Origin of the sequence: Burkholderia sp. AU28863 (genome assembly GCF_002223195.1) — a bacterium.
Taxonomy (GTDB): domain Bacteria; phylum Pseudomonadota; class Gammaproteobacteria; order Burkholderiales; family Burkholderiaceae; genus Burkholderia; species Burkholderia sola.
The window spans coordinates 156,223-174,018 of record NZ_NKFE01000008.1 but is presented as its reverse complement, the minus strand read 5'-3'; the positions used below and the strand labels follow the sequence as shown (position 1 = coordinate 174,018).

Here is a 17,796-nt window from a genome sequence, read left to right as displayed (position 1 = left end):
GATGTCTGCTGGACGTGTCGTCGCGGTATCTCGGACTCGCGATCACGCACCGGACGGCCGTGGCTCACGACGACGCCGGATCAGGACACGCGGCGCGCGTGAGCGATTCACATCGTGGCGCGTCGTCCTCCAGAATGCCGCAGCATGCGCATGCTGCCACGGATGTGGCCTCGCCGATGTGGCCGGCTCGTCACCGCACCGGCGTCGCGTCGTAGTTGACCGGCACCCAGTCGTATTGCGCACCGTCCCGGCGCAGGTGGCCAAGCCCCGGAAACGCGATATGCGCGGCACCGACGAGATAGCGTCGATCGGCGACGCGCTTCAGCGTGTCCCGCCGCGTACGGCGGGCGGCGCCGGCATCGCTGTCGTACTGGACCGTCGCGTCGACGTCGCGCAACTGGATCGCCGCCACGTGCACGATGTCGCCCCACGCGAGCAGGCCCGCATTGCCGCTCTCGATCAGATAAGCCGTATGCCCCGGCGTATGGCCGGGCATCGGAACCGCGCGAATGCCGGGCGCGAGCGTCGCTTCGCCCCGAAACGTCTTGAAGCGGCCGGCCGCCACGTAAGGCGCGACCGCCGCCGCGGCCGCGTCGAAGAACGACGCGAGGAACGCCGGCGCCTGCGCCTTGTTGGCGGGATCGAGCCAGTACGCGGCCTCGACGGCGTTCACGCGCACGACGGCATTCGGAAACGTCATCGCGCCATTCGACGCAATGCCGCCGACATGGTCCTTGTGCAGATGCGTGAGCAGCACTTCGTCGATCTGCGCGGGCGCGTAGCCGGCCGCGCGCAGGTCGTCGATCAGCTTGCCGCAGCAGTCGCCGTAGAGCGTGCCGGCGCCCGCGTCGACGAGGATGCGCTTCGATCCGGTATCGACCAGGAACGCGTTGATCGACCCTTGCACGGGCGGCTCCAGGAATGCGCGGTCGAGATCGCGCCGGATCTCGTCCTTCGAGATGTCGCGAAACACCGTGTCGACCGGAAACGGATGGGTGCCGTCGGACAGCGCGATCACCGTGAAATCGCCGATCTTCTGCCGATAGAAGCCGGGAGGCTGCAGGCCCGCGGCGGCGGCTGGCGCCGGGGATTGCGCGCCGGGTCGCGCATCGGCGCGGGCGTCGGGCGACGTTGCGGCCTGCGCGAACGCCGCGGACGCGAGCAGGCCCGCCCATCCGGCCACGACGAGCAAGCGGGCCGCATGCACGACGCACGCGTGCCGGAACGGGTTCTTCATGTGTTCTCCGGGACGAACCGTGCGCGCGCCCGGTCACGAACGACCGACCCGTGCAACACGCAATGTCGCGCAGCTTATCGGGCGCCGCGGCGAAAATCCTGAGCGTGGCCTGAATTGTCCTGAAGACGCGGCACGTGCGCGCGGCCGCCGCGCCGGCCGGCGCTAGAATGCGAACCGCATGCAATGCGCCGTTACAACCCGCACCGAGGCGACCCCATGGACAAATTCTCCGCGCTGCGCGCGTTCGTCGAAGTCGCGGAAGCCGGCGGCTTCTCGAGCGCGGGGCGCCGGCTCGATCTCGCCGCGTCGTCGGTCGTGCGCGCGGTGGACGCGCTCGAGGCGTCGCTCGGCACCGTGCTGCTGAACCGCACGACGCGACAGGTCACGCTGTCCGACGCGGGCGCCGTCTACTATGCGCGCGCGAAACGCGTGCTCGGCGAACTCGCCGATGCCGACGCGCTGGTGGCCGATCGCGGCGACGAGCCGTCCGGGCCGCTGCGCGTGTCGGTCCCCGTCGCGTACGGGCTGCGCCGCATCGCGCCGCACGTCGCCGCGTTCGTCGCGCGCCATCCGAAGCTCGACCTCGACCTGCAGCTCACCGACGAACGCGTCGATCTCGTGTCCGCCCGGATCGACGTCGCGATCCGGCTCGGCGACGCGGCCCCGACCGCGGAAGTCGTCGCGCGGCCGCTCGGCACGTTCCGGCGCTACGTGGTCGCGAGCCGCGCGTACCTCGACGCGCACGGCACGCCCGCGACCCCGGGCGAACTGGTCGATCATGCGTGCCTGCGCTTTCATTTCGGCGTCGACCAGCAGACGTGGACGTTCGCCGGCGCGCAACGCACGACGCAGGTCGTCGTCACCGGCCGGCTGAAATCGAATCACAGCGAGGTGCTGCGCGAGGCCGCGCTCGACGGCGCCGGCATCGCGCTGCTGCCCGACTGGCTGGTCGACGCGGACATCGAAGCCGGCCGCCTGCAGCGGCTGTTCGATCGATACGATGTGACGCCGGGCTCGGCGCGCGCGGTGATCACCGCGCTGTACCTGCCGAACCAGCGCGGCTCGAAGCGCGTGACCGCGTTCATCGATTTCGTCGAATCGCTCGCCCGCGCGCAGCCCTGACACACGCGCGGCACGGCGCGACGCGTCACCAGCCGAACTTCGCTTCCATCCCGAGATAGTCGGCATTGCGCGCGCCGAGCGCGCGAATCGACGAGCCGAGCTGGAAGTGCACGGCCTCGAGCGCGAGCGCGACGTTCGCGTTCACGAGCCAGTCGACGCGCGCCTGCGCGTACATCCCCGTCCACGCGCCGCCCTTGCCGGCCGTGCCCGGCACCGCCGACATCCCCTGCCCGTAGATCGCGTCGGCGGTCGTCTGCCGCCACTGGAAGCCGACGGCGGTGAGCACCGTCACCGAGCTGGCCGGCTTGAACGTCAGCGACGGCTTCACGTGGATCAGGTTGCTGTATCCGGTGTAGCCGGCGAGCGTGAAGTAATAGCCGTTCGGAAACATCGGGTTGAACGTGCCGACGCGCCGGTCGCCCGGATGCGCGTCGCCCGATGCGCCGTCGACCTGGATGCCGATGCGCGGCGTGCCGGCCGTCTTCGCGAACGTGTAGCCGCCCAGCGCGCCGAACGCCCATGCGCCCACCGTGTCCTGCCCGACGTGGCCGGTCTGCAGCATCGCCTCGACGTCCCAGTCGAACCCGTCGGTCTTGCCCGCGTAGCGCATGTCGAACACGTCGCGCCGCTCGGTGCCGGAGGCATCCGGATAGCGCGCGTTGTCGCGCGTATAGCGCGACCAGTACGCGGACAGATCGCCGGGCCCCGTGCCGGTGCGCTCGACGCGCACGCCGTCGAATCGCAGGTGCCGGTTCGACACGTCGTCGAACACGGCCGCATTGCGATACTGCACCGGGCGCGTCACATAGCCGATCAGCCGCCATTTGCCGATTTCGTAATCGGTCCACAGTCCATCGTATGCCTGCCGCACGTTCGGGCCGTCGCGCACCGACACGAAACGCTGCAAGTCGAACGCCATCTCCTGGCGTCCGATCCGCGTCTTGAACGTGCCGGGCCCCAGTTGATCGACGTACGCGACGAACGCCTGCTCGAGGTCGAGCTGATCCTTGTCGACCGGGCCGACCGTGTCCTTGCCGAACGGCCGCGCATCGACGAACTGCACGAATGCCTGGCAGTGTCCGCGATAGCGCAGGTCCGCATGCACGTTCGCGCGCTGGATCACGTAGTTGTCGTCGTGCGCGGCGCCGAGGCCGAACAGCGGCGCGTTGTTCAGTTCGAAGCGCTCGCGCAGGTTCGCGCCGAGCGACAGGTAGGTCGACGGGTCGTCGCCGAGCCGTATGTATTTCAGCGCGTCGAACGGCTTGCGCGGCACGCACGGATTCGCGAGCGCCGACCAGTCTTCCTGCCAGCGGTTGAACGACACCGTCGGGCGCTTCGCGGTGCACGCCGCGGCGGCGGCGGCCGGCGACGCGGCCGCGCCGGCCGCCGACACATTGGCATCGCCGGCGGCATCGGCGCCGACGGCCGACCCCGCGTGCAACGCGGCGCCGCCCGCCAGCACGACGCACGGCAGCGCACCGCGCCACGATCGCTTCATCGGCCGGCGCCCCGTCATTTCGACCGCGCGTGGATTTCGGCGACGTAGCCGCCCGGGAACTGCACGAGCGCCGCGTCGCGGCCGTCCGACTTGAACGGCGGCACGAGCACGGTCACGCCCGCGGCTTCGGCCTGCTTCAGCGTCGCGGCGAGATCGGCCACTTCGTAGCCCGTCATTTCGCGCCCGAACGGGTAAGGCAGGTGGCCATCGGTCGCGAGCACGGTCATCTTGCCGAAGCCCGACTCGATGCGAATGCGGCGGTACGTGTCGTTCGGCCGGCCGATTTCGATGCCCGGTGCATGGCGCACGTCGGACACGATCTTGCCGTGCGAGAACGCGGCGAAGTCGCGTGCGAGCTTGCTCGCGCTTTCCGGCGATACGTACACGCGGTTCTCCGGCACCGTCTGCAGCGGGTCGTAGTTCGGCGCCTGCGTGTGCCAGTACAGCTGCATGTTCACGCCGCCCGGCCAGCGGACGATCGCGTCGCGGCCGATCGGGTCGGGGAACGTCGTCACGACGATGTCCGCGCCATGCGCGCGCGCCGACTTCACCGCGACGTCCATGTCGGTGACGAGATAGCCGGTGCGTTCCTCGCAGAACGGATACGGGATCGGCGTCTTGAAACCGAATACCGAGATCGTGCCGACCGGTGTCAGCACGAGCTGCGACATCGTCTGGCTCGGCGTCGGCGTGACCTGGAACACGCCCTGTTTCGACTTCTTGCCGCCGAACGTCGCGACGAAGCTGTCGGTGAAACGGTCGAAGTCTTCGGGTGCGACGCACACGTGGGTCGTGTCGTACTGCGGGCCGACCGCAATGGCGGGAGCGCGCGCGGCGGCGGCCGGCGACGCGATGTCGTCGAGGTGGGTTTCGTCGGCGAATGCCGGCGCGCCGGCCAGCAGCGCGGCGAGCACGGCCGACGACGCGGCGGTCATGCGCAGCAGGTTGCGCAGGTTGAATGAACTCATTGGTTTTCTCCGTGATGTTGACGCGCGCGGCCTGGCGCCGCGCGCGGATTCTGATTCAGCGGGATGCAGGCGACTCATCCGGGCGGCCCGGACGACCGACGAGAAACGCGCGCACCGCGAGCGGCAGCGTGCGGAACCATGCCGGGGAGTCGCAGCGGTAGGCACGCGATGTCAGATCGCCCAGCAAGAGCACCCGAACGCGCCCCAGAAGCCCTTCGCATCCGACGTCGGCAACGTGCTTGCCCATGCGCTCGCGTGCGCATGCTGGTGAAGGTTGCATTCATTCGCGCAGCCGCACATCGCGGCGGCCGCCGCGCGTTGCAGCGGCGCGCCGTTGCGCTGCGTCGCGCCCCAGCCGCCATAGCCGCCGAACTCGCGCACCGGCGACCAGTCGGGCATCGCCGGCGGAATCGGCGCGTCGTGCGACGCGAACGGCCCCGCGCCCCACACGATCTTCCCGTCGACCACCGTCAGCAACGCGGTCGTGGCGGCGATGTCGTCCTCCGCGCATGCGAAGAAATCGCGATCCGGGACCACCAGGTCGGCAAGCTGCCCCACCGCGATGCGCCCCTTCTTGCCCTCCTCGTTCGAGAACCACGTCACGTACTCGGTCCACATCCGCAGCGCGGTTTCGCGATCGAGCAGGTTGCGCTGCGGATACATGCGCATGCCGCCGACCGTCTTGCCCGTCACGAGCCATGCGAGCGACACCCACGGGTTGTACGATGCGACGCGCGTCGCGTCGGTGCCGGCCGACACCTTCAGCCCCTTGGCAAGCATCTTCGCGACCGGCGGCGTCGCCTCCGCGGCTTGCGCGCCGTAGCGCTCGACGAAGTATTCGCCCTGGTACGCCATCCGGTGCTGCACCGCGATGCCGCCGCCGAGCGCGGCGATCCGGTCCATCGATTTCTCGGTGATCGTTTCCGCGTGATCGAAGAACCAGTTCAGCCCTTCGAGCGGGATGTCTTCGTTGACCTTCTCGAATACGTCGAGCGCGCGGCTGATCGTTTCGTCGTAGGTCGCGTGCATGCGCCACGGCCAGCGGTTTTCCGCGAGCACGCGCACGACGCCTTCGAGATCGTCCTCCATCTGCGCGGGCAGGTCCGGCCGCGCGACGCGGAAATCCTCGAAGTCGGCCGCGGAAAACGCCAGCATCTCGCCGGCGCCGTTATTGCGGAAGTAGTCAGTGCCGTCGTGGTACTTGACGCTCTTCGTCCAGTTCACGAAGTCTTCCTTTTCCGCGTTCGGCTTCTGCGTGAACAGGTTGTACGCGATCCGGATCGTCATCTCGCCCGCGTCGTGCAGCTTGCGGATCACTTCGTAATCGTCGGGATAATTCTGCGAACCGCCGCCCGCATCGATCACGCCCGTCACGCCCAGCCGGTTCAGCTCGCGCATGAAATGGCGCGTCGAGTTGTACTGATACTCGAACGGCAGCTTCGGCCCCTTCGCGAGCGTCGCGTAGAGGATTGTCGCGTTCGGGTTCGCGAGCAGCAGGCCGGTCGGGTTGCCCGCCGCATCGCGCAGGATCGTCCCGCCCGGCGGCTCCGGCGTGTCCTTCGTGTAGCCGACCACCCGCAGCGCCGCCGCGTTCAGCAACGCGCGATCGTACAGATGCAGGATGAACACGGGCGTGTCCGGCGCGACCGCATTGAGTTCGTCGATCGTCGGCAGCCGCTTCTCCACGAACTGGTGTTCGGTGAAGCCGCCGACCACGCGCACCCACTGCGGCGCGGGCGTGATCGCGACCTGCTGCTTGAGCATCTCCATCGCGAGCGCGAGCGACGGCACGCCGTCCCAGCGCAGTTCCATGTTGTAGTTCAGGCCGCCGCGAATCACGTGGCAGTGGTTGTCGATCAGGCCCGGCAGCACGCCGCGGCCGCCGAGATCGACCACCTTCGTCGCGCGGCCCGCGAGCGGCATGACGTCCGCGTCGCTGCCGACGGCGACGAAGCGGCCGGCGGCAATCGCGACTGCCGTGGCGACGGGGTTCGTGCGGTCGAGCGTCGTGAATCGTCCGTTATGCAGGATCAGATCCGGTTGGGTCACGGTTGCGGTCATGTGCATCACCTCTTGTTGATCAGAAGCCAAACAGCTGTTTCACGGTGGGTAACGCTTGCACGCCGATCAGCATGCCGAGCAACCCGACCAGCGCAATCAGCGGCGGTGCGGGAGAGCGAACCTTGATGGCGCTGTAAATCACGCCGATCAGCAGGCCCGCACCAAGGGAAACCAGATAAGGTTTCATGCGATAAATCTCCCGGACAAATTCAAATGCAGGCGCCGTGTTTCGACCGGCATGCCGCGGGCGGCATGCGTGTTTCGGTCACGTCCGCCGCCCGCGGCCATGGAGCCAATGCGGCGCGTTCGCATCGAACCCGCCGCACCGGCATCAGCCGTTGCCGGCCGTCTGCGCTTACTTCGCCGGAACCGGCGCAATCGACTCATGCGGCGTCGCGGTGCGCTGCGGCGCCTTGTGGAGCATCGTGTACGCGTAGTCCACGCCCATCCCGTATGCGCCCGAATGCTCCTTCGCGATCGCCATCACCGCGTCGTACGTCTCGCGGTGCGCCCAGTCGCGCTGCCATTCGAGCAGCACCTGCTGCCACGTGACCGGCACCACGCCGGCCTGCACCATGCGCTGCATCGCGAAGTCGTGCGCAGCCTGCGTCGTGCCGCCCGATGCGTCGGCGACCATGTAGATCTCGTAGTCGCCTTCGAGCATCGCGCACAGCGCGAACGTCGTGTTGCAGACTTCGGTCCACAGGCCCGACACGACCACCTTCTTGCGGCCGTTCGCGGCAAGCGCGTCGCGCACCTTCTGGTCGTCCCACGAGTTCATCGACGTGCGTTCGAGCGTCTTCTGGTTCGGGAACACGTCGAGCAGCTCGGGATACGTGTGGCCCGAGAAGCTCTCGCTTTCGACCGTCGTGATCGTGGTGGGGATGTTGAAGACCTTCGCGGCCTTCGCGAGCCCGACGACGTTGTTCTTCAGCGTCTGGCGATCGATCGACTGCACGCCGAACGCCATTTGCGGCTGCTGGTCGATGAAGATCAGCTGGCTGTTGTGCGGGGTAAGTACTTCAAGCTTGGGGTTGCTCATGATGGTGATGTCCTTTGACGCGGAGAAAAATGAAGCTCGCCTGGCCGACGAATCCGCGAAGCGTCCAATGCGCGGTGTCGGAAACCGGCCTGCGTCATTCAATACGCGAATGTGCGACCGCACCAGTTAATTGTTCTGATTCTCGCCACGCGTTGAATTCAGACTGAAAAGATCTGAATTTCATTGAATGCGCTCACGACGAACACGCAGACCTGATAGGCTGGCCCAAGACTTTCGGATCGACGCCAGCCCGGTATTTATCCGTCTTTTCAACGGCCGTCACTCCACCCAAGACCCATGAAACCGTACATTGCTTCGCTTCTCGCCGGCATCCTCGCCGGCGTCGTTTACGCGCTGATCGGCGTGCAATCGCCGGCGCCGCCCGCCGTCGCCCTGGTCGGCCTGCTCGGCATTCTGGCCGGCGAGCAGATTCTGCCCGTGGTGCGACGGATGGTCGACGGCATCCGACCGGGAACCGCATGGCGCGATGCGAAGTGCAGCCAGCACATGTTCGGCGCGCTGCCCGGCGCACACGCCGACGCCGCCGTGAAGCGACGCGAATCCACGCCGACGTGACAGGCGGGACGTCGAGCGAATGCGGCGGCGGCCCGACTGTTGGCCCGCACGCGTGCGTGTCTCGGCACGTCGGATGACGAACCGTTGTGAACAGCATCGCTCGACGGTCCGACACCGCCCGATGCCCTTGCTGTAGCGAAATTCACCATGAAGCTGTCTTTCGAAGCACTCGAGGCACTGGACGCGATCGACCGCACCGGTACGTTTGCCGACGCGGCAGAGCTGGTGCACCGCGTGCCGTCCGCACTGACATACGTCGTACAGAAACTCGAGAGCGACCTGGGCGTCGCGTTGTTCGATCGCAGCGGGCGTCGTGCGAAGCTCACGCGCGCGGGCCGCGTCGTCGTCGAGGAGGGTCGCCGTCTCCTTCATGCCGCCGAACAGCTTGAACGGAAGGCGCAGCGCGCGCAGCAAGGTTGGGAAACCGAGGTCCGCGTCTGCATCGCGGAGATACTGCCCTTCGACATGATGTGGCCATACGTCCATGCGTTCTATGATCTTGAAATGGACACGCGGCTGCGACTCTCCACCGAAGTGCTCGGCGGCACCTGGGATGCGCTGATTTCGCGGCGGGCCGATCTGATTATCGGCGCCGCGGGCGAGCCGCCGGAACTGCCCGACATCGTGGCGCAGCCCATTGGCACACTCCGGCACGTGTTCGCGGTCGCCCCTGGCCATCCGCTCGCGGCGCTGCCCGAACCGCTGTCGATGGCGTCGATCGTCGAGTATCGCGGCGCGGTGATCTCCGACACGTCCCGTGAACTTCAGCCGCAGTCGGTCGCGGTCGATGCTGGCCAACCGTATCTCGCGGTGCCGACGCTCGCGGCGAAACTGGCCGCGCAATGCGAAGGGCTCGCGGTGGGTACGCTCCCGGACTGCATCGCGGCGCCCGCGATCGCGCAAGGCAGGCTCGTCGCGCGAGAAGTGACCGGCATGCGCGACACGACCCATTGCTATATCGCTTGGCGCGCCGACGAAGCCGGGCGCGCACTACGCTGGTGGGTCGAACAACTCGGTCACCACGACCTCGTCGACCGGTTCACCGCGCGCGCGTGACGCTGCGCTTTCTGCGAATGGTCGAACGGTCTCGCGCTTGCCGACCTGCATCAAGCCGGTCCCGAAGTCAGCGTTGAAGAAACGAAGAAACGCGGAGCGGCTTCGCCGCTCCCCTTGGCGCTCGCAACGCAGCGTGCGGAATCGGCGTTCAGCGCGACGCGGAAGGCTCGCCGGTCCGGCCGGAGCGCCAGGTGAGGAAACCAAGCACCACGAGCGGCAGCGCCAGTGCCCAGAACCCGGCGTACAGGTAGGCGCTCGCGCCGGCGCCCGCGCCGAGCGCGAAACCGACAACCGGCGGCAGCGTGCGTCGCAGCCGCGCACGTGCGGCTTCCCGTTCGGCCGGCGCGGCGATCGGCACGAGCCAGTCGAATGCATCGATGACCGCCTGCGTGACGTTGCCGGTCATCACGGTATTCGCGACGACGGTGCGCGCGGTCAGCCGGCCGTGCGCGTTCTGCACGCCCATTGCCGCCGCGCCGAGCAGCCCGCAGACGATCGTCGCGGGCGCATCGGCGCTGCCGATCGGCGACGCCGCGACGCCCGCGAGCATGAATCCGGCCAGCAGGATCGTCTGCAGCGCGTACAGCGAGCGCGCCCGCGGGCCGTGCCCGCGCACGCGCATCCGGTGATCGAGCATACGGGCGGCCACGATTCCCGCGATGAATGCCGGAAATGCGAGCCACTTGATCATCAGGCCCTGACCGACACCGGCGAGGCCCGAGCCGATCAGAATGAAGTTGCCGGTGACGTGCGCGGTAAAGAGCCCGAACAGTGCGACGAAGCCGAGCGTGTCGACGTAGCCGGCGATCGATGCAAGAAACACATCCTCGCCGCGCAGGCGATCGGGGGCCGCCGCGCCCGCTGCCGTTACTTGCGCGGGCTGCATGGCGTGGCTTCCGCGGTTCTATCGAAGGTGTCCGCATCGCGGACCCGCGCGGCGAGCGCGCGCAATTGCGCCTGCACGAGCGGAATCGCCTGCTCGCGGAAGACGAGGCCGGGCAGGCCCGCTAGCGCGATCAGCGGCCGCGCGGGCGACTGCACGCGCACGAGGGGGTGCAGGAAGCCGACTGCAATGCCGGCTCCCGGCGAGATCAGGTAAGCCATGGTCCGTTCCGGTTGCGCCGCGGGCCGGCCGAAGGGCTTCGGCCTCGTGCAGCGGTTCGGGAGCAAGCGTAGGGAATGCGGGCCTGAAAGTCATGGCGGCGACCTGAAATTTTCTGAAACCGCCGACCCGTGCGCGGCACGACGCGCGCCTTCGCGGCCGGCCCGCGCGGCCCCTCGCCGAGGTGCGCCTTGCTATTTTTCGATCGATAAGTGCAGAATGGCCGCATTCAGGAGCCGACGCATGACCGAGACCAAGCGCAATGCAGCGCCCCGTGCGCGCGGGACGACCGCCGACGACACCGCCGGCACATCGGGCCGCCGCCTCACGCCGGAAGCACGCGAGCGACAGATCGTCGAAAAGGCGGTCGAACACTTCGCGACCCACGGTTTTTCCGGCAGCACGCGCGAGCTCGCGCGGCAGATCGGCGTGACCCAGCCGCTGCTCTACCGGTATTTCCCGAGCAAGGAAGCGCTGATCGATCGCGTATACGACGAGGTCTACACGTGGGACCCCGCGTGGGAAAAACTGATCGCCGACCGCTCGGTTCCGCTCCAGCAGCGGCTCGTCGCGTTCTACCGGTCGTACGCGCAGACGATCCTGCGGCGCGAATGGATCCGCACGTTCATCTTCGCGGGGCTCAGCCGCGAGGGCTTCAATACGCGCTATCTGTCGCGGCTGCGCGAACGCGTGTTCCTGCCGGTGCTGCGCGAGCTGCGGCACGCGTACGACATCGCGACACCGGCATCGGAAGCGCAGCGCAACGCGGAAATCGAACTGGTGTGGAGCCTGCACGCGAGCATCTTCTATCTCGGCGTGCGCAAGTGGGTATACGGGTTGCCGGTGCCCGACGATCTCGACGCGGAAATCGAGCGGCAGATCGACGCGTTCCTGAACGGCACGCCGGCCGCGCTGCAGCGTGTCGCGTCCGACGCATCCGGCAAGCGCCCCCGCCGCAAGTGATGCCGCCGCGCGGCGCGGCGCTCAGGCCGGTTCAGAACGATTCAGCCGCGACGCACGTCACCTGCCCTATCCTCGGACAGCATCGGACGCGTGCCGTATCGCGCACCGCCCACAGAACCGGGATTCCCACATGACGACCGACACGCTTGCACCGACCCATCACACCGTTACGGCAAACGGCATCCGCCAGCACGTCATCGAGGCCGGCGCGGGGCCCGTCGTCGTGCTGCTGCACGGCTTCCCCGAAACCAGCTTCGCGTGGCGCTTCCAGATTCCGGCGCTCGCACGGCACTATCGCGTGATCGTGCCCGACCTGCGCGGCTACGGCGAAACCGACAAGCCCGCGACCGGCTACGACAAGCGCAACATGGCCCGCGATCTCGCCGCGCTGCTCGATGCGCTCGGCATCGGGCGCATCGCGCTCGTCGGGCACGACCGCGGCGCACGCGTCGCGACGCGTTTCGCGAAGGACTTCCCCGAACGCGTCGACCGGCTCGTCGTGATGGACAACGTGCCGACGCGCATCGTCGCGCAGAACATGACCGCGCAAACCGCACGCGCGTACTGGTTTTTCCTGTTCCACCAGGTGCCCGACCTGCCGGAGGCGCTGATCGCCGGCAAGGAAGCCGAATGGCTCAGCTACTTTTTCGCCGACTGGTGCTACAACCCGCACGCGATCTCGGGCGATGCGTTCGACACGTACGTGCGCGCGTATCGGCGTCCGGGCGCCGTGCGCGGCGCGCTGGCCGACTATCGCGCGAACGCCGAAGACGTGCGGCAGGACCTCGTCGATGCGGATGTCAGGATCGCGTGCCCGACCATGGCGATCTGGGGCGAGGATTTCTACGCGGTCGGCAAGATGTTCGACATGAAAGCCGTGTGGGAAGGCATGGCGACCCATCTGCGTGCCGAGCCGATCGCGCAGTGCGGACATCTGCCGCACGAGGAGCAGCCCGAGCGCGTGAACGCGCTGCTGCTCGATTTCCTGCGCGGCTGGGCCGGCTGACGCAACGCCCACCGCACGCGGCATCATCGGGAGAACATCGGATGGAACACGGATCGGGCCGCAAGGCCGTCATCGCCGGCGGATCGGTCGGCGGGCTGTTCGCGGCGACCGCGCTGCGCGCGACCGGCTGGGACGTGCGCGTCTTCGAGCAATCGCCGCACGCGCTCGACAGCCGCGGCGGCGGCATCGTGCTGCAGCCGCCGATCGAGCGCGCGTTCGCGTTCGGCGGCGTGGCGCTGCCGCGCGACGCGGGTGTCGATTCGATCGACCGCATCTACGTCGACGCGCAGGACCGGATCGTGCAGCGCTTCGCGATGCCGCAGACGCAGACCGCGTGGAACGCGATCTACACGGCGCTCAAGCGTGCGCTGCCCGCCGGGATCATCCATGCCGGCGACGCGTTCGAGCGGTTCGAGCAGGACGGCGAGCGGATCGTCGCGCATTTCTCGAGCGGCCGCGCCGAGACGGCCGATCTGCTGATCGGCGCGGACGGCGGCCGCTCGACCGTACGCGCGCAGTTGCTGCCGGACGTGCAGCCGGCGTACGCGGGCTATGTCGCGTGGCGCGGGCTCGTCGACGAACGCGCGCTGCCCGAGCAGGTGCTGATGCTGCTGCGCGAACGCTTCACGTTCCAGCAAGGCGACCGGCACCTGTTCCTTACCTATCTGGTGCCCGGCGCCGACGGCGCGACCGAACCGGGCGGGCGACGCGTGAACTGGGTGTGGTACCGGCGGCTCGCGTCCGACCGGCTGCCGTCGCTGTTCCTGGCGCGCGACGGCACGCAGCGCGACGGGTCGCTGCCGCCCGGCGCGATGCGCGACGACAACCGCGCGGAACTCGTCGACGCCGCCGACCGGATGCTCGCGCCGACGCTCGCCGCGCTCGTCGATGCGACCCCCGCGCCGTTCGCGCAGTCGATCGTCGATCTCGCGGCCGCACGCATGGCCTTCGGCCGCGCGGTGCTGCTCGGCGACGCCGCCTGCATCGTGCGCCCGCACACCGCGGGAGGCGTCGCGAAAGCGGCGGACAACGCGGTCGATCTGGCCGAAGCCTTGCGCGACGTCGCTCGCGGCGCCGCGTTCGACGCCGCGCTGGCGCGCTGGGACGCCCGTCAGCGGGCGGCCGGCGCGCTGTTGTCCGCGCGCGGGATCGCGCTCGGCGCGCGGCTGATGGGCGCGGCGTGACGGCTCGCCGGCCGGAGGTCGACTGCCGCGTGGTGCGGATCGAAGTCGGGATCCAGCGCGCGCAGCACGCTGGCGCGCCCGCCGTCGTCGTCGGGCAGTTGCGGCTGCCCGCGCGCGAAAGCCGGGGCCGCGGCCGCCGCGAGCCACGCGGCGATCGCCAGTCCCGTCGCGCGTGTCGATACAGTGCCCCGCTTCATTGCGCGCTCGCCGTCGACACGGCGGCCGACGTCGCGGCCATTGCCGTGGGCCGGTCGCCATGCGCGATCGCATACAGCTCGCGATTGCGCGCGATCGTCTGCGTGCTCGGCGGATAGTCCCAGTTCGACGTCGGCACGGTGCCGTCGCGCTCCGCCCGGACCAGGTCGGCGCGCACGTCGGCGCGCGTGACCGGTTGGTCGGCGGTTTGCGCAAATGCGACGATCGGTGCGCTCAGCGCACAGGACAGCAGGACTGCACGAATCAGGTTGTTCATGGTGTTCACCTCTCGAGATGGCGTGTTCGCGTCCGCAGATCAGGCCGGACCTCCGCTCCGCATCGATGCGATGAGGAGTGGTGTCCATTCTGCGATTCGCGCGCTGTCCGGAAGGTGAGGCGTCGATTACGGTCTTGTCATCTGGTCGGCGGCCCGGCCGCACGGCCGTGTCGGTCAGCGCGTAGCGCTTTCCGGGTTCCGCACGCTGCCCAGAAACCGCGTCAACTCCACCGTCTGCGGCCGCTCGAAGATCTCGTCGGCCGTCCCGCTCTCCCACACGCGCCCCTGGTGCATGAACACGATCCTGTCGCTCACCGCGCGCGCGAAGTTCATCTCGTGGGTGACCATGATCAACGTCATGTCCTCGCGCGCGAGTTGCTCGATCACGCCCAGTACCTCGCCGACGAGCTCGGGATCGAGCGCGGACGTGATCTCGTCGCACAGCAGCACGCTCGGCTTCATCGCGAGCGCACGCGCGATCGCGACGCGCTGTTGCTGGCCGCCCGACAGGTGTTCCGGAAACGCGTCGAACTTGTCGCCGAGGCCGACGCGCTCGAGCATCAGTTCCGCGATCGCGCGCGCCTGCTGCCGGTGCGACTTCTTCACCACCGACTGCGCGAGCATCACGTTCTGTCCGGCGCTCAGGTGCGGAAACAGGTTGTATTGCTGGAACACCATGCCGACCTTCAGCCGCAGCGCGCGCAAATCCGCGTGCCGTGCGTCGACGCGTTCGCCGTCGACCGAGATCGTGCCCGCGTCGATGCTCTCGAGCCCGTTGAGCGTGCGCAGCAGCGTGCTCTTGCCCGAACCGCTGCGGCCGATGATCGACACGACCTGCCCGCGCTCGACGGACAGATCGATGCCCTTGAGCACATGATGGGTGCCGAAGTTCTTTTCGAGACCCCGGGTTTCAACGAGCGGCATGCCATCTCCTTTGCAACGTGCGCGCATAACGGGTAAGCGGATAACAGAGCGCGAAATAGATCAGCGCGACGAGGCCATACACGACGAACGGCCGGAACGTCGCGTTCGAGATCGCGATGCCGACCTTCGTCAGCTCGGTGAAGCCGATGATCGACACCAGCGCCGTATCCTTCACGGCCTGCACGCCGAAGCCGACCGTCGGCGCGATCGCGATGCGCGCCGCCTGCGGCAGGATCACGTGACGCAACTGCTCGACATAACTCATCGCCAGGCTGGCCGATGCTTCCCACTGCCCTTTCGGCACCGCCTCGACGCAGCCGCGCCAGATCTCGGCCAGATAGGCGCTGGTGAAGAACGTGAGCCCCGCGGTGGCCGCGACCCACGGCGAAACGTCGAGCCCGACGAGCGGCAGGCCGAAGAACACGATGAACAGTTGCATCAGCAACGGCGTGCCCTGGAACACTTCGATATAGAGCTTCGCGACGCCGCGCAGCACCGTCGAATTCGACACGCGCATCACGAGCAGCCCGAGGCCGACGAGGCCGCCGGACACGAACGACACGATCGACAGCACGATCGTCCAGCGCGCGGCCAGCAGCAGGTTCGCGAGAATCTGCCCGAACGTGAAATCGGTCATCGCGCACCTCGCACGCGGCGGGAGAACAGGCGGCGCCCCATCGCGCCGAGCGTCGCGCGCATCAGCAGCGCCATCGCCAGATACGCGAGCGTGATCACGAAGTACGTCTCGAACGCGCGGAAGTTGCGCGACTGGATGTAGCTGGCCGCATAGGTCAGGTCGGCCACCGAGATCTGGGACACGACCGCCGACCCGAGCATCGTGATCACGATCTGGCTCGACAGCGCGGGAAACACCTTGGCGAGCGCCTGCGGCAGCACGACGTGGCGCAGCATCTGCGCGCGCGACATCGCCAGCGCGGAGGCCGCCTCCAGATGCCCTTTCGGCACGGCGGCCACGCCCGCGCGCACGATCTCGACCGAGTACGCGCCGAGATTGAGCGTCATCGCGAGGATCGCGGCCGTGTATTCGTCGATGTGCACGCCGAGCGCCGGCAAGCCGAAGAAGATAAAGAACAGCTGGACGACGAACGGCGTATTGCGAATCGCCTCGACGTACGCGCCGATCAGCGGGCGCAACCGCACGGCCGCGCGCGCGTCGGCGCTGTACGCGGCCGCGCCGAGCACGCCGACCGCCACGCCGAGCACGGTCGCGACCGCGGTCAGCGCGAGCGTGATCGCCGCGCCGCTCGCGAACACGCCGGCGTACTCGGCAAGCTCGCCGAATTGAAGCTGGTAGCTCATGGGAACGGGATAAATTCGGGTTCGGACAACGACACGCGCCGCGCCGGGCATCCCCGCCGCGGCGCCGTGTCACGCGACACGGCGATACGTCACAGTCCGGCCGGCAACGGCTGGCCGAGCCACTTGCGCGACAGCTCGCCCAGCGAGCCGTCCTGCTTCGCATGCGCGATCGCATCGTCGATCTTCGCGAGCAGGCGCGGTTCGTTCTTGTTGACGCCGACGAAGCACGGCGAATTCTTGATCACGAACTTGACCTCGGGGCGGCGCGGCGGATTCTTCGCGAGAATCGCCGCCGCGACGATGTTGCCGGCCGCGATCAGTTGCACCTGACCCGACAGGAACGCCTGGATCGTCGCGTTGTTGTCCTCGAAGCGCTTGATCGTCGCATTCGGCGCGAGCTGCGACAGCGCGATCTCCTCGAGCGCGCCGCGCGTGGCGCCGACCGTCTTGCCGGTGAGGTCGGCGGGCCCGCCCACCTTCACGTCGGACGGCCCGAACACGCCCTGGAAATACGGTGCGTACGCGCTCGAGAAGTCGATGACCTTCTCGCGCTCCGGGGTCTTGCCGAGCGACGAGATCACCATGTCGACCTTGTTGGTCGTCAGGTACGGAATCCGGTTCGCACTGTTCACGGGCACGAGCTTCAGCTTGACGCCGAGCGCCTTGGCGAGCAGTCCTGCCATGTCGATGTCGTAGCCCTGCGGCTGCATGTCCGTGCCGACCGAACCGAACGGCGGATAGTCCTCGGGTACCGCGACGCGCAGCGTGCCGTTTTTCGCGATGGTGTCGAGCGCATCGGCATGAGCCGGCGCGGCGGCGAACAGCGCGATCACGGGGGCGGCAAGCAGCGCAGCCAGCCAGGTGCGTCGGGGAAACGGTCGGGTCGTCGGGCTCACGGTGAATCTTCCTTGTCTGGTATGTCGTCGGGCAGCGCGCAACGATTGCGCGGCCGACACCACTCCAGCAAAAACCGGGCCATCGCCGTGAAACGCTTGCCGCACCGGCGCGAGACGGAAATTTCGGCGAACCGTTCGGCGAACCGGATTCCTCATTTCGGTGCATGAGCCGGCGCCGTCGGTAACGGTTGCCCCCGTAGCGCGCGCGGGCGCACCAAATTACCTATCCGGTTCACCCGGCGCCGCGACCCTATGCACGGATTCGAACAGGCTCAGTCCAAATTTGCATTCCGTTTGTGACTGGAATTACGGCTGAATACGTTCGCGACGTACCGTGCCTTTCGTCAGGTCCGACGAATCGCGATCAGG

The 17,796-nt window shown here is 68.1% G+C and carries 20 protein-coding genes; 6 read left to right on the top strand and 14 right to left on the bottom strand.

Features of this window, described 5'->3' with window-relative positions; translation table 11 throughout:
• Positions 1 to 190: 190 nt before the first annotated feature.
• On the bottom strand, positions 191 to 1,237 hold the full coding sequence (locus CFB81_RS30560; RefSeq protein WP_089437651.1) for an MBL fold metallo-hydrolase: 1,047 nt from the start codon (positions 1,235 to 1,237) through the stop codon (positions 191 to 193).
• Positions 1,238 to 1,453: 216 nt separating this feature from the next.
• Between CFB81_RS30560 and CFB81_RS30555 the strand changes: the two genes are divergently transcribed.
• A complete protein-coding gene (locus CFB81_RS30555; protein WP_069619204.1) occupies positions 1,454 to 2,359 on the top strand; it encodes a LysR family transcriptional regulator in 906 nt (301 codons plus the stop codon).
• Positions 2,360 to 2,384: 25 nt separating this feature from the next.
• Here CFB81_RS30555 and CFB81_RS30550 read toward each other — a convergent pair whose 3' ends face one another.
• The 5 genes from CFB81_RS30550 to CFB81_RS30530 all read right to left on the bottom strand — a co-directional run bounded on the left by CFB81_RS30550 (position 2,385) and on the right by CFB81_RS30530 (position 7,928).
• Positions 2,385 to 3,857: an alginate export family protein gene (locus CFB81_RS30550; protein WP_089438135.1), complete on the bottom strand. Its 1,473-nt coding sequence runs from the start codon at positions 3,855 to 3,857 to the stop codon at positions 2,385 to 2,387.
• Positions 3,858 to 3,871: 14 nt separating this feature from the next.
• Positions 3,872 to 4,825 (bottom strand): VOC family protein, encoded by a 954-nt coding sequence (locus CFB81_RS30545; RefSeq protein ID WP_069619205.1) that lies wholly within the window; start codon positions 4,823 to 4,825, stop codon positions 3,872 to 3,874.
• A 171-nt stretch (positions 4,826 to 4,996) separates the two neighbouring features.
• The gene (locus tag CFB81_RS30540) at positions 4,997 to 6,886 is read right to left on the bottom strand and encodes an amidohydrolase (RefSeq protein ID WP_089438134.1); all 1,890 of its coding nucleotides are present in this window, start codon (positions 6,884 to 6,886) and stop codon (positions 4,997 to 4,999) included.
• Positions 6,887 to 6,905: 19 nt separating this feature from the next.
• Positions 6,906 to 7,073 (bottom strand): DUF1427 family protein, encoded by a 168-nt coding sequence (locus tag CFB81_RS30535; protein ID WP_059579100.1) that lies wholly within the window; start codon positions 7,071 to 7,073, stop codon positions 6,906 to 6,908.
• A 168-nt stretch (positions 7,074 to 7,241) separates the two neighbouring features.
• Complete coding sequence (locus tag CFB81_RS30530) at positions 7,242 to 7,928, bottom strand: hydrolase (protein WP_069616606.1); 687 nt, start codon at positions 7,926 to 7,928, stop codon at positions 7,242 to 7,244.
• Positions 7,929 to 8,225: 297 nt separating this feature from the next.
• On the opposite strand from CFB81_RS30530, the gene CFB81_RS30525 reads away from it, so the two are divergent.
• Together CFB81_RS30525 and CFB81_RS30520 are read left to right on the top strand one after the other, a co-directional pair.
• A complete protein-coding gene (locus CFB81_RS30525) occupies positions 8,226 to 8,504 on the top strand; it encodes a XapX domain-containing protein (protein WP_089437650.1) in 279 nt (92 codons plus the stop codon).
• A 147-nt stretch (positions 8,505 to 8,651) separates the two neighbouring features.
• Entirely contained in the window at positions 8,652 to 9,560 is a 909-nt protein-coding gene (locus CFB81_RS30520; RefSeq protein ID WP_069616608.1) for a LysR family transcriptional regulator, read from the top strand.
• A gap of 148 nt (positions 9,561 to 9,708) precedes the next feature.
• On the opposite strand, the gene CFB81_RS30515 is transcribed toward CFB81_RS30520, so the two are convergent.
• Entirely contained in the window at positions 9,709 to 10,446 is a 738-nt protein-coding gene (locus CFB81_RS30515; RefSeq protein ID WP_069616609.1) for a YoaK family protein, read from the bottom strand.
• Positions 10,428 to 10,664 carry a DUF1427 family protein gene (locus CFB81_RS30510; protein ID WP_089437649.1) on the bottom strand — a complete coding sequence of 79 codons (237 nt, stop codon included), beginning with the start codon at positions 10,662 to 10,664 and terminating at the stop codon, positions 10,428 to 10,430. The genes CFB81_RS30515 and CFB81_RS30510 overlap by 19 nt, the downstream gene beginning before the upstream one ends.
• Positions 10,665 to 10,905: 241 nt before the next feature.
• Between CFB81_RS30510 and CFB81_RS30505 the strand changes: the two genes are divergently transcribed.
• The 3 genes from CFB81_RS30505 (at position 10,906) to CFB81_RS30495 (ending at position 13,815) form a co-directional block, all read left to right on the top strand.
• The gene (locus CFB81_RS30505; RefSeq protein WP_069616611.1) at positions 10,906 to 11,625 is read left to right on the top strand and encodes a TetR/AcrR family transcriptional regulator; all 720 of its coding nucleotides are present in this window, start codon (positions 10,906 to 10,908) and stop codon (positions 11,623 to 11,625) included.
• Between the two features lie 130 nt (positions 11,626 to 11,755).
• The gene (locus CFB81_RS30500) at positions 11,756 to 12,631 is read left to right on the top strand and encodes an alpha/beta fold hydrolase (RefSeq protein WP_089437648.1); all 876 of its coding nucleotides are present in this window, start codon (positions 11,756 to 11,758) and stop codon (positions 12,629 to 12,631) included.
• A 41-nt stretch (positions 12,632 to 12,672) separates the two neighbouring features.
• Positions 12,673 to 13,815 (top strand): FAD binding domain-containing protein, encoded by a 1,143-nt coding sequence (locus CFB81_RS30495; RefSeq protein WP_089437647.1) that lies wholly within the window; start codon positions 12,673 to 12,675, stop codon positions 13,813 to 13,815.
• Here CFB81_RS30495 and CFB81_RS30490 read toward each other — a convergent pair.
• The 6 genes from CFB81_RS30490 to CFB81_RS30465 form a co-directional block, all read right to left on the bottom strand.
• Complete coding sequence (locus tag CFB81_RS30490; protein ID WP_089437646.1) at positions 13,743 to 14,012, bottom strand: hypothetical protein; 270 nt, start codon at positions 14,010 to 14,012, stop codon at positions 13,743 to 13,745. The two genes, CFB81_RS30495 and CFB81_RS30490, sit on opposite strands and share 73 nt — an antisense overlap.
• A complete protein-coding gene (locus CFB81_RS30485; RefSeq protein WP_089437645.1) occupies positions 14,009 to 14,287 on the bottom strand; it encodes a DUF4148 domain-containing protein in 279 nt (92 codons plus the stop codon). Before CFB81_RS30485 ends, CFB81_RS30490 begins: the two co-directional genes overlap by 4 nt.
• A 174-nt stretch (positions 14,288 to 14,461) precedes the next feature.
• The gene (locus CFB81_RS30480) at positions 14,462 to 15,211 is read right to left on the bottom strand and encodes an amino acid ABC transporter ATP-binding protein (protein WP_069616616.1); all 750 of its coding nucleotides are present in this window, start codon (positions 15,209 to 15,211) and stop codon (positions 14,462 to 14,464) included.
• Positions 15,198 to 15,848 (bottom strand): amino acid ABC transporter permease, encoded by a 651-nt coding sequence (locus tag CFB81_RS30475; protein WP_069616617.1) that lies wholly within the window; start codon positions 15,846 to 15,848, stop codon positions 15,198 to 15,200. Before CFB81_RS30475 ends, CFB81_RS30480 begins: the two co-directional genes overlap by 14 nt.
• Positions 15,845 to 16,531: an amino acid ABC transporter permease gene (locus CFB81_RS30470; RefSeq protein ID WP_069616618.1), complete on the bottom strand. Its 687-nt coding sequence runs from the start codon at positions 16,529 to 16,531 to the stop codon at positions 15,845 to 15,847. The genes CFB81_RS30475 and CFB81_RS30470 overlap by 4 nt, the downstream gene beginning before the upstream one ends.
• Before the next feature lie 89 nt (positions 16,532 to 16,620).
• Positions 16,621 to 17,427 (bottom strand): transporter substrate-binding domain-containing protein, encoded by an 807-nt coding sequence (locus CFB81_RS30465; RefSeq protein WP_069616619.1) that lies wholly within the window; start codon positions 17,425 to 17,427, stop codon positions 16,621 to 16,623.
• Positions 17,428 to 17,796 lie beyond the last annotated feature (369 nt).

Excerpts from the sequence above, each read along its gene's own strand:
- CFB81_RS30500 (WP_089437648.1), top strand. The coding sequence starts at position 11,756 with ATGACGACCGACACGCTTGCACCGACCCATCACACCGTTACGGCAAAC.
- CFB81_RS30510 (WP_089437649.1), bottom strand. The coding sequence starts at position 10,664 with ATGGCTTACCTGATCTCGCCGGGAGCCGGCATTGCAGTCGGCTTCCTG.
- CFB81_RS30505 (WP_069616611.1), top strand. The coding sequence starts at position 10,906 with ATGACCGAGACCAAGCGCAATGCAGCGCCCCGTGCGCGCGGGACGACC.
- CFB81_RS30555 (WP_069619204.1), top strand. The coding sequence starts at position 1,454 with ATGGACAAATTCTCCGCGCTGCGCGCGTTCGTCGAAGTCGCGGAAGCC.
- CFB81_RS30480 (WP_069616616.1), bottom strand. The coding sequence starts at position 15,211 with ATGCCGCTCGTTGAAACCCGGGGTCTCGAAAAGAACTTCGGCACCCAT.
- CFB81_RS30495 (WP_089437647.1), top strand. The coding sequence starts at position 12,673 with ATGGAACACGGATCGGGCCGCAAGGCCGTCATCGCCGGCGGATCGGTC.
- CFB81_RS30515 (WP_069616609.1), bottom strand. The coding sequence starts at position 10,446 with ATGCAGCCCGCGCAAGTAACGGCAGCGGGCGCGGCGGCCCCCGATCGC.
- CFB81_RS30485 (WP_089437645.1), bottom strand. The coding sequence starts at position 14,287 with ATGAACAACCTGATTCGTGCAGTCCTGCTGTCCTGTGCGCTGAGCGCA.
- CFB81_RS30475 (WP_069616617.1), bottom strand. The coding sequence starts at position 15,848 with ATGACCGATTTCACGTTCGGGCAGATTCTCGCGAACCTGCTGCTGGCC.
- CFB81_RS30560 (WP_089437651.1), bottom strand. The coding sequence starts at position 1,237 with ATGAAGAACCCGTTCCGGCACGCGTGCGTCGTGCATGCGGCCCGCTTG.
- CFB81_RS30535 (WP_059579100.1), bottom strand. The coding sequence starts at position 7,073 with ATGAAACCTTATCTGGTTTCCCTTGGTGCGGGCCTGCTGATCGGCGTG.
- CFB81_RS30490 (WP_089437646.1), bottom strand. The coding sequence starts at position 14,012 with ATGAAGCGGGGCACTGTATCGACACGCGCGACGGGACTGGCGATCGCC.
- CFB81_RS30530 (WP_069616606.1), bottom strand. The coding sequence starts at position 7,928 with ATGAGCAACCCCAAGCTTGAAGTACTTACCCCGCACAACAGCCAGCTG.
- CFB81_RS30540 (WP_089438134.1), bottom strand. The coding sequence starts at position 6,886 with ATGACCGCAACCGTGACCCAACCGGATCTGATCCTGCATAACGGACGA.
- CFB81_RS30525 (WP_089437650.1), top strand. The coding sequence starts at position 8,226 with ATGAAACCGTACATTGCTTCGCTTCTCGCCGGCATCCTCGCCGGCGTC.
- CFB81_RS30520 (WP_069616608.1), top strand. The coding sequence starts at position 8,652 with ATGAAGCTGTCTTTCGAAGCACTCGAGGCACTGGACGCGATCGACCGC.
- CFB81_RS30550 (WP_089438135.1), bottom strand. The coding sequence starts at position 3,857 with ATGAAGCGATCGTGGCGCGGTGCGCTGCCGTGCGTCGTGCTGGCGGGC.
- CFB81_RS30545 (WP_069619205.1), bottom strand. The coding sequence starts at position 4,825 with ATGAGTTCATTCAACCTGCGCAACCTGCTGCGCATGACCGCCGCGTCG.
- CFB81_RS30470 (WP_069616618.1), bottom strand. The coding sequence starts at position 16,531 with ATGAGCTACCAGCTTCAATTCGGCGAGCTTGCCGAGTACGCCGGCGTG.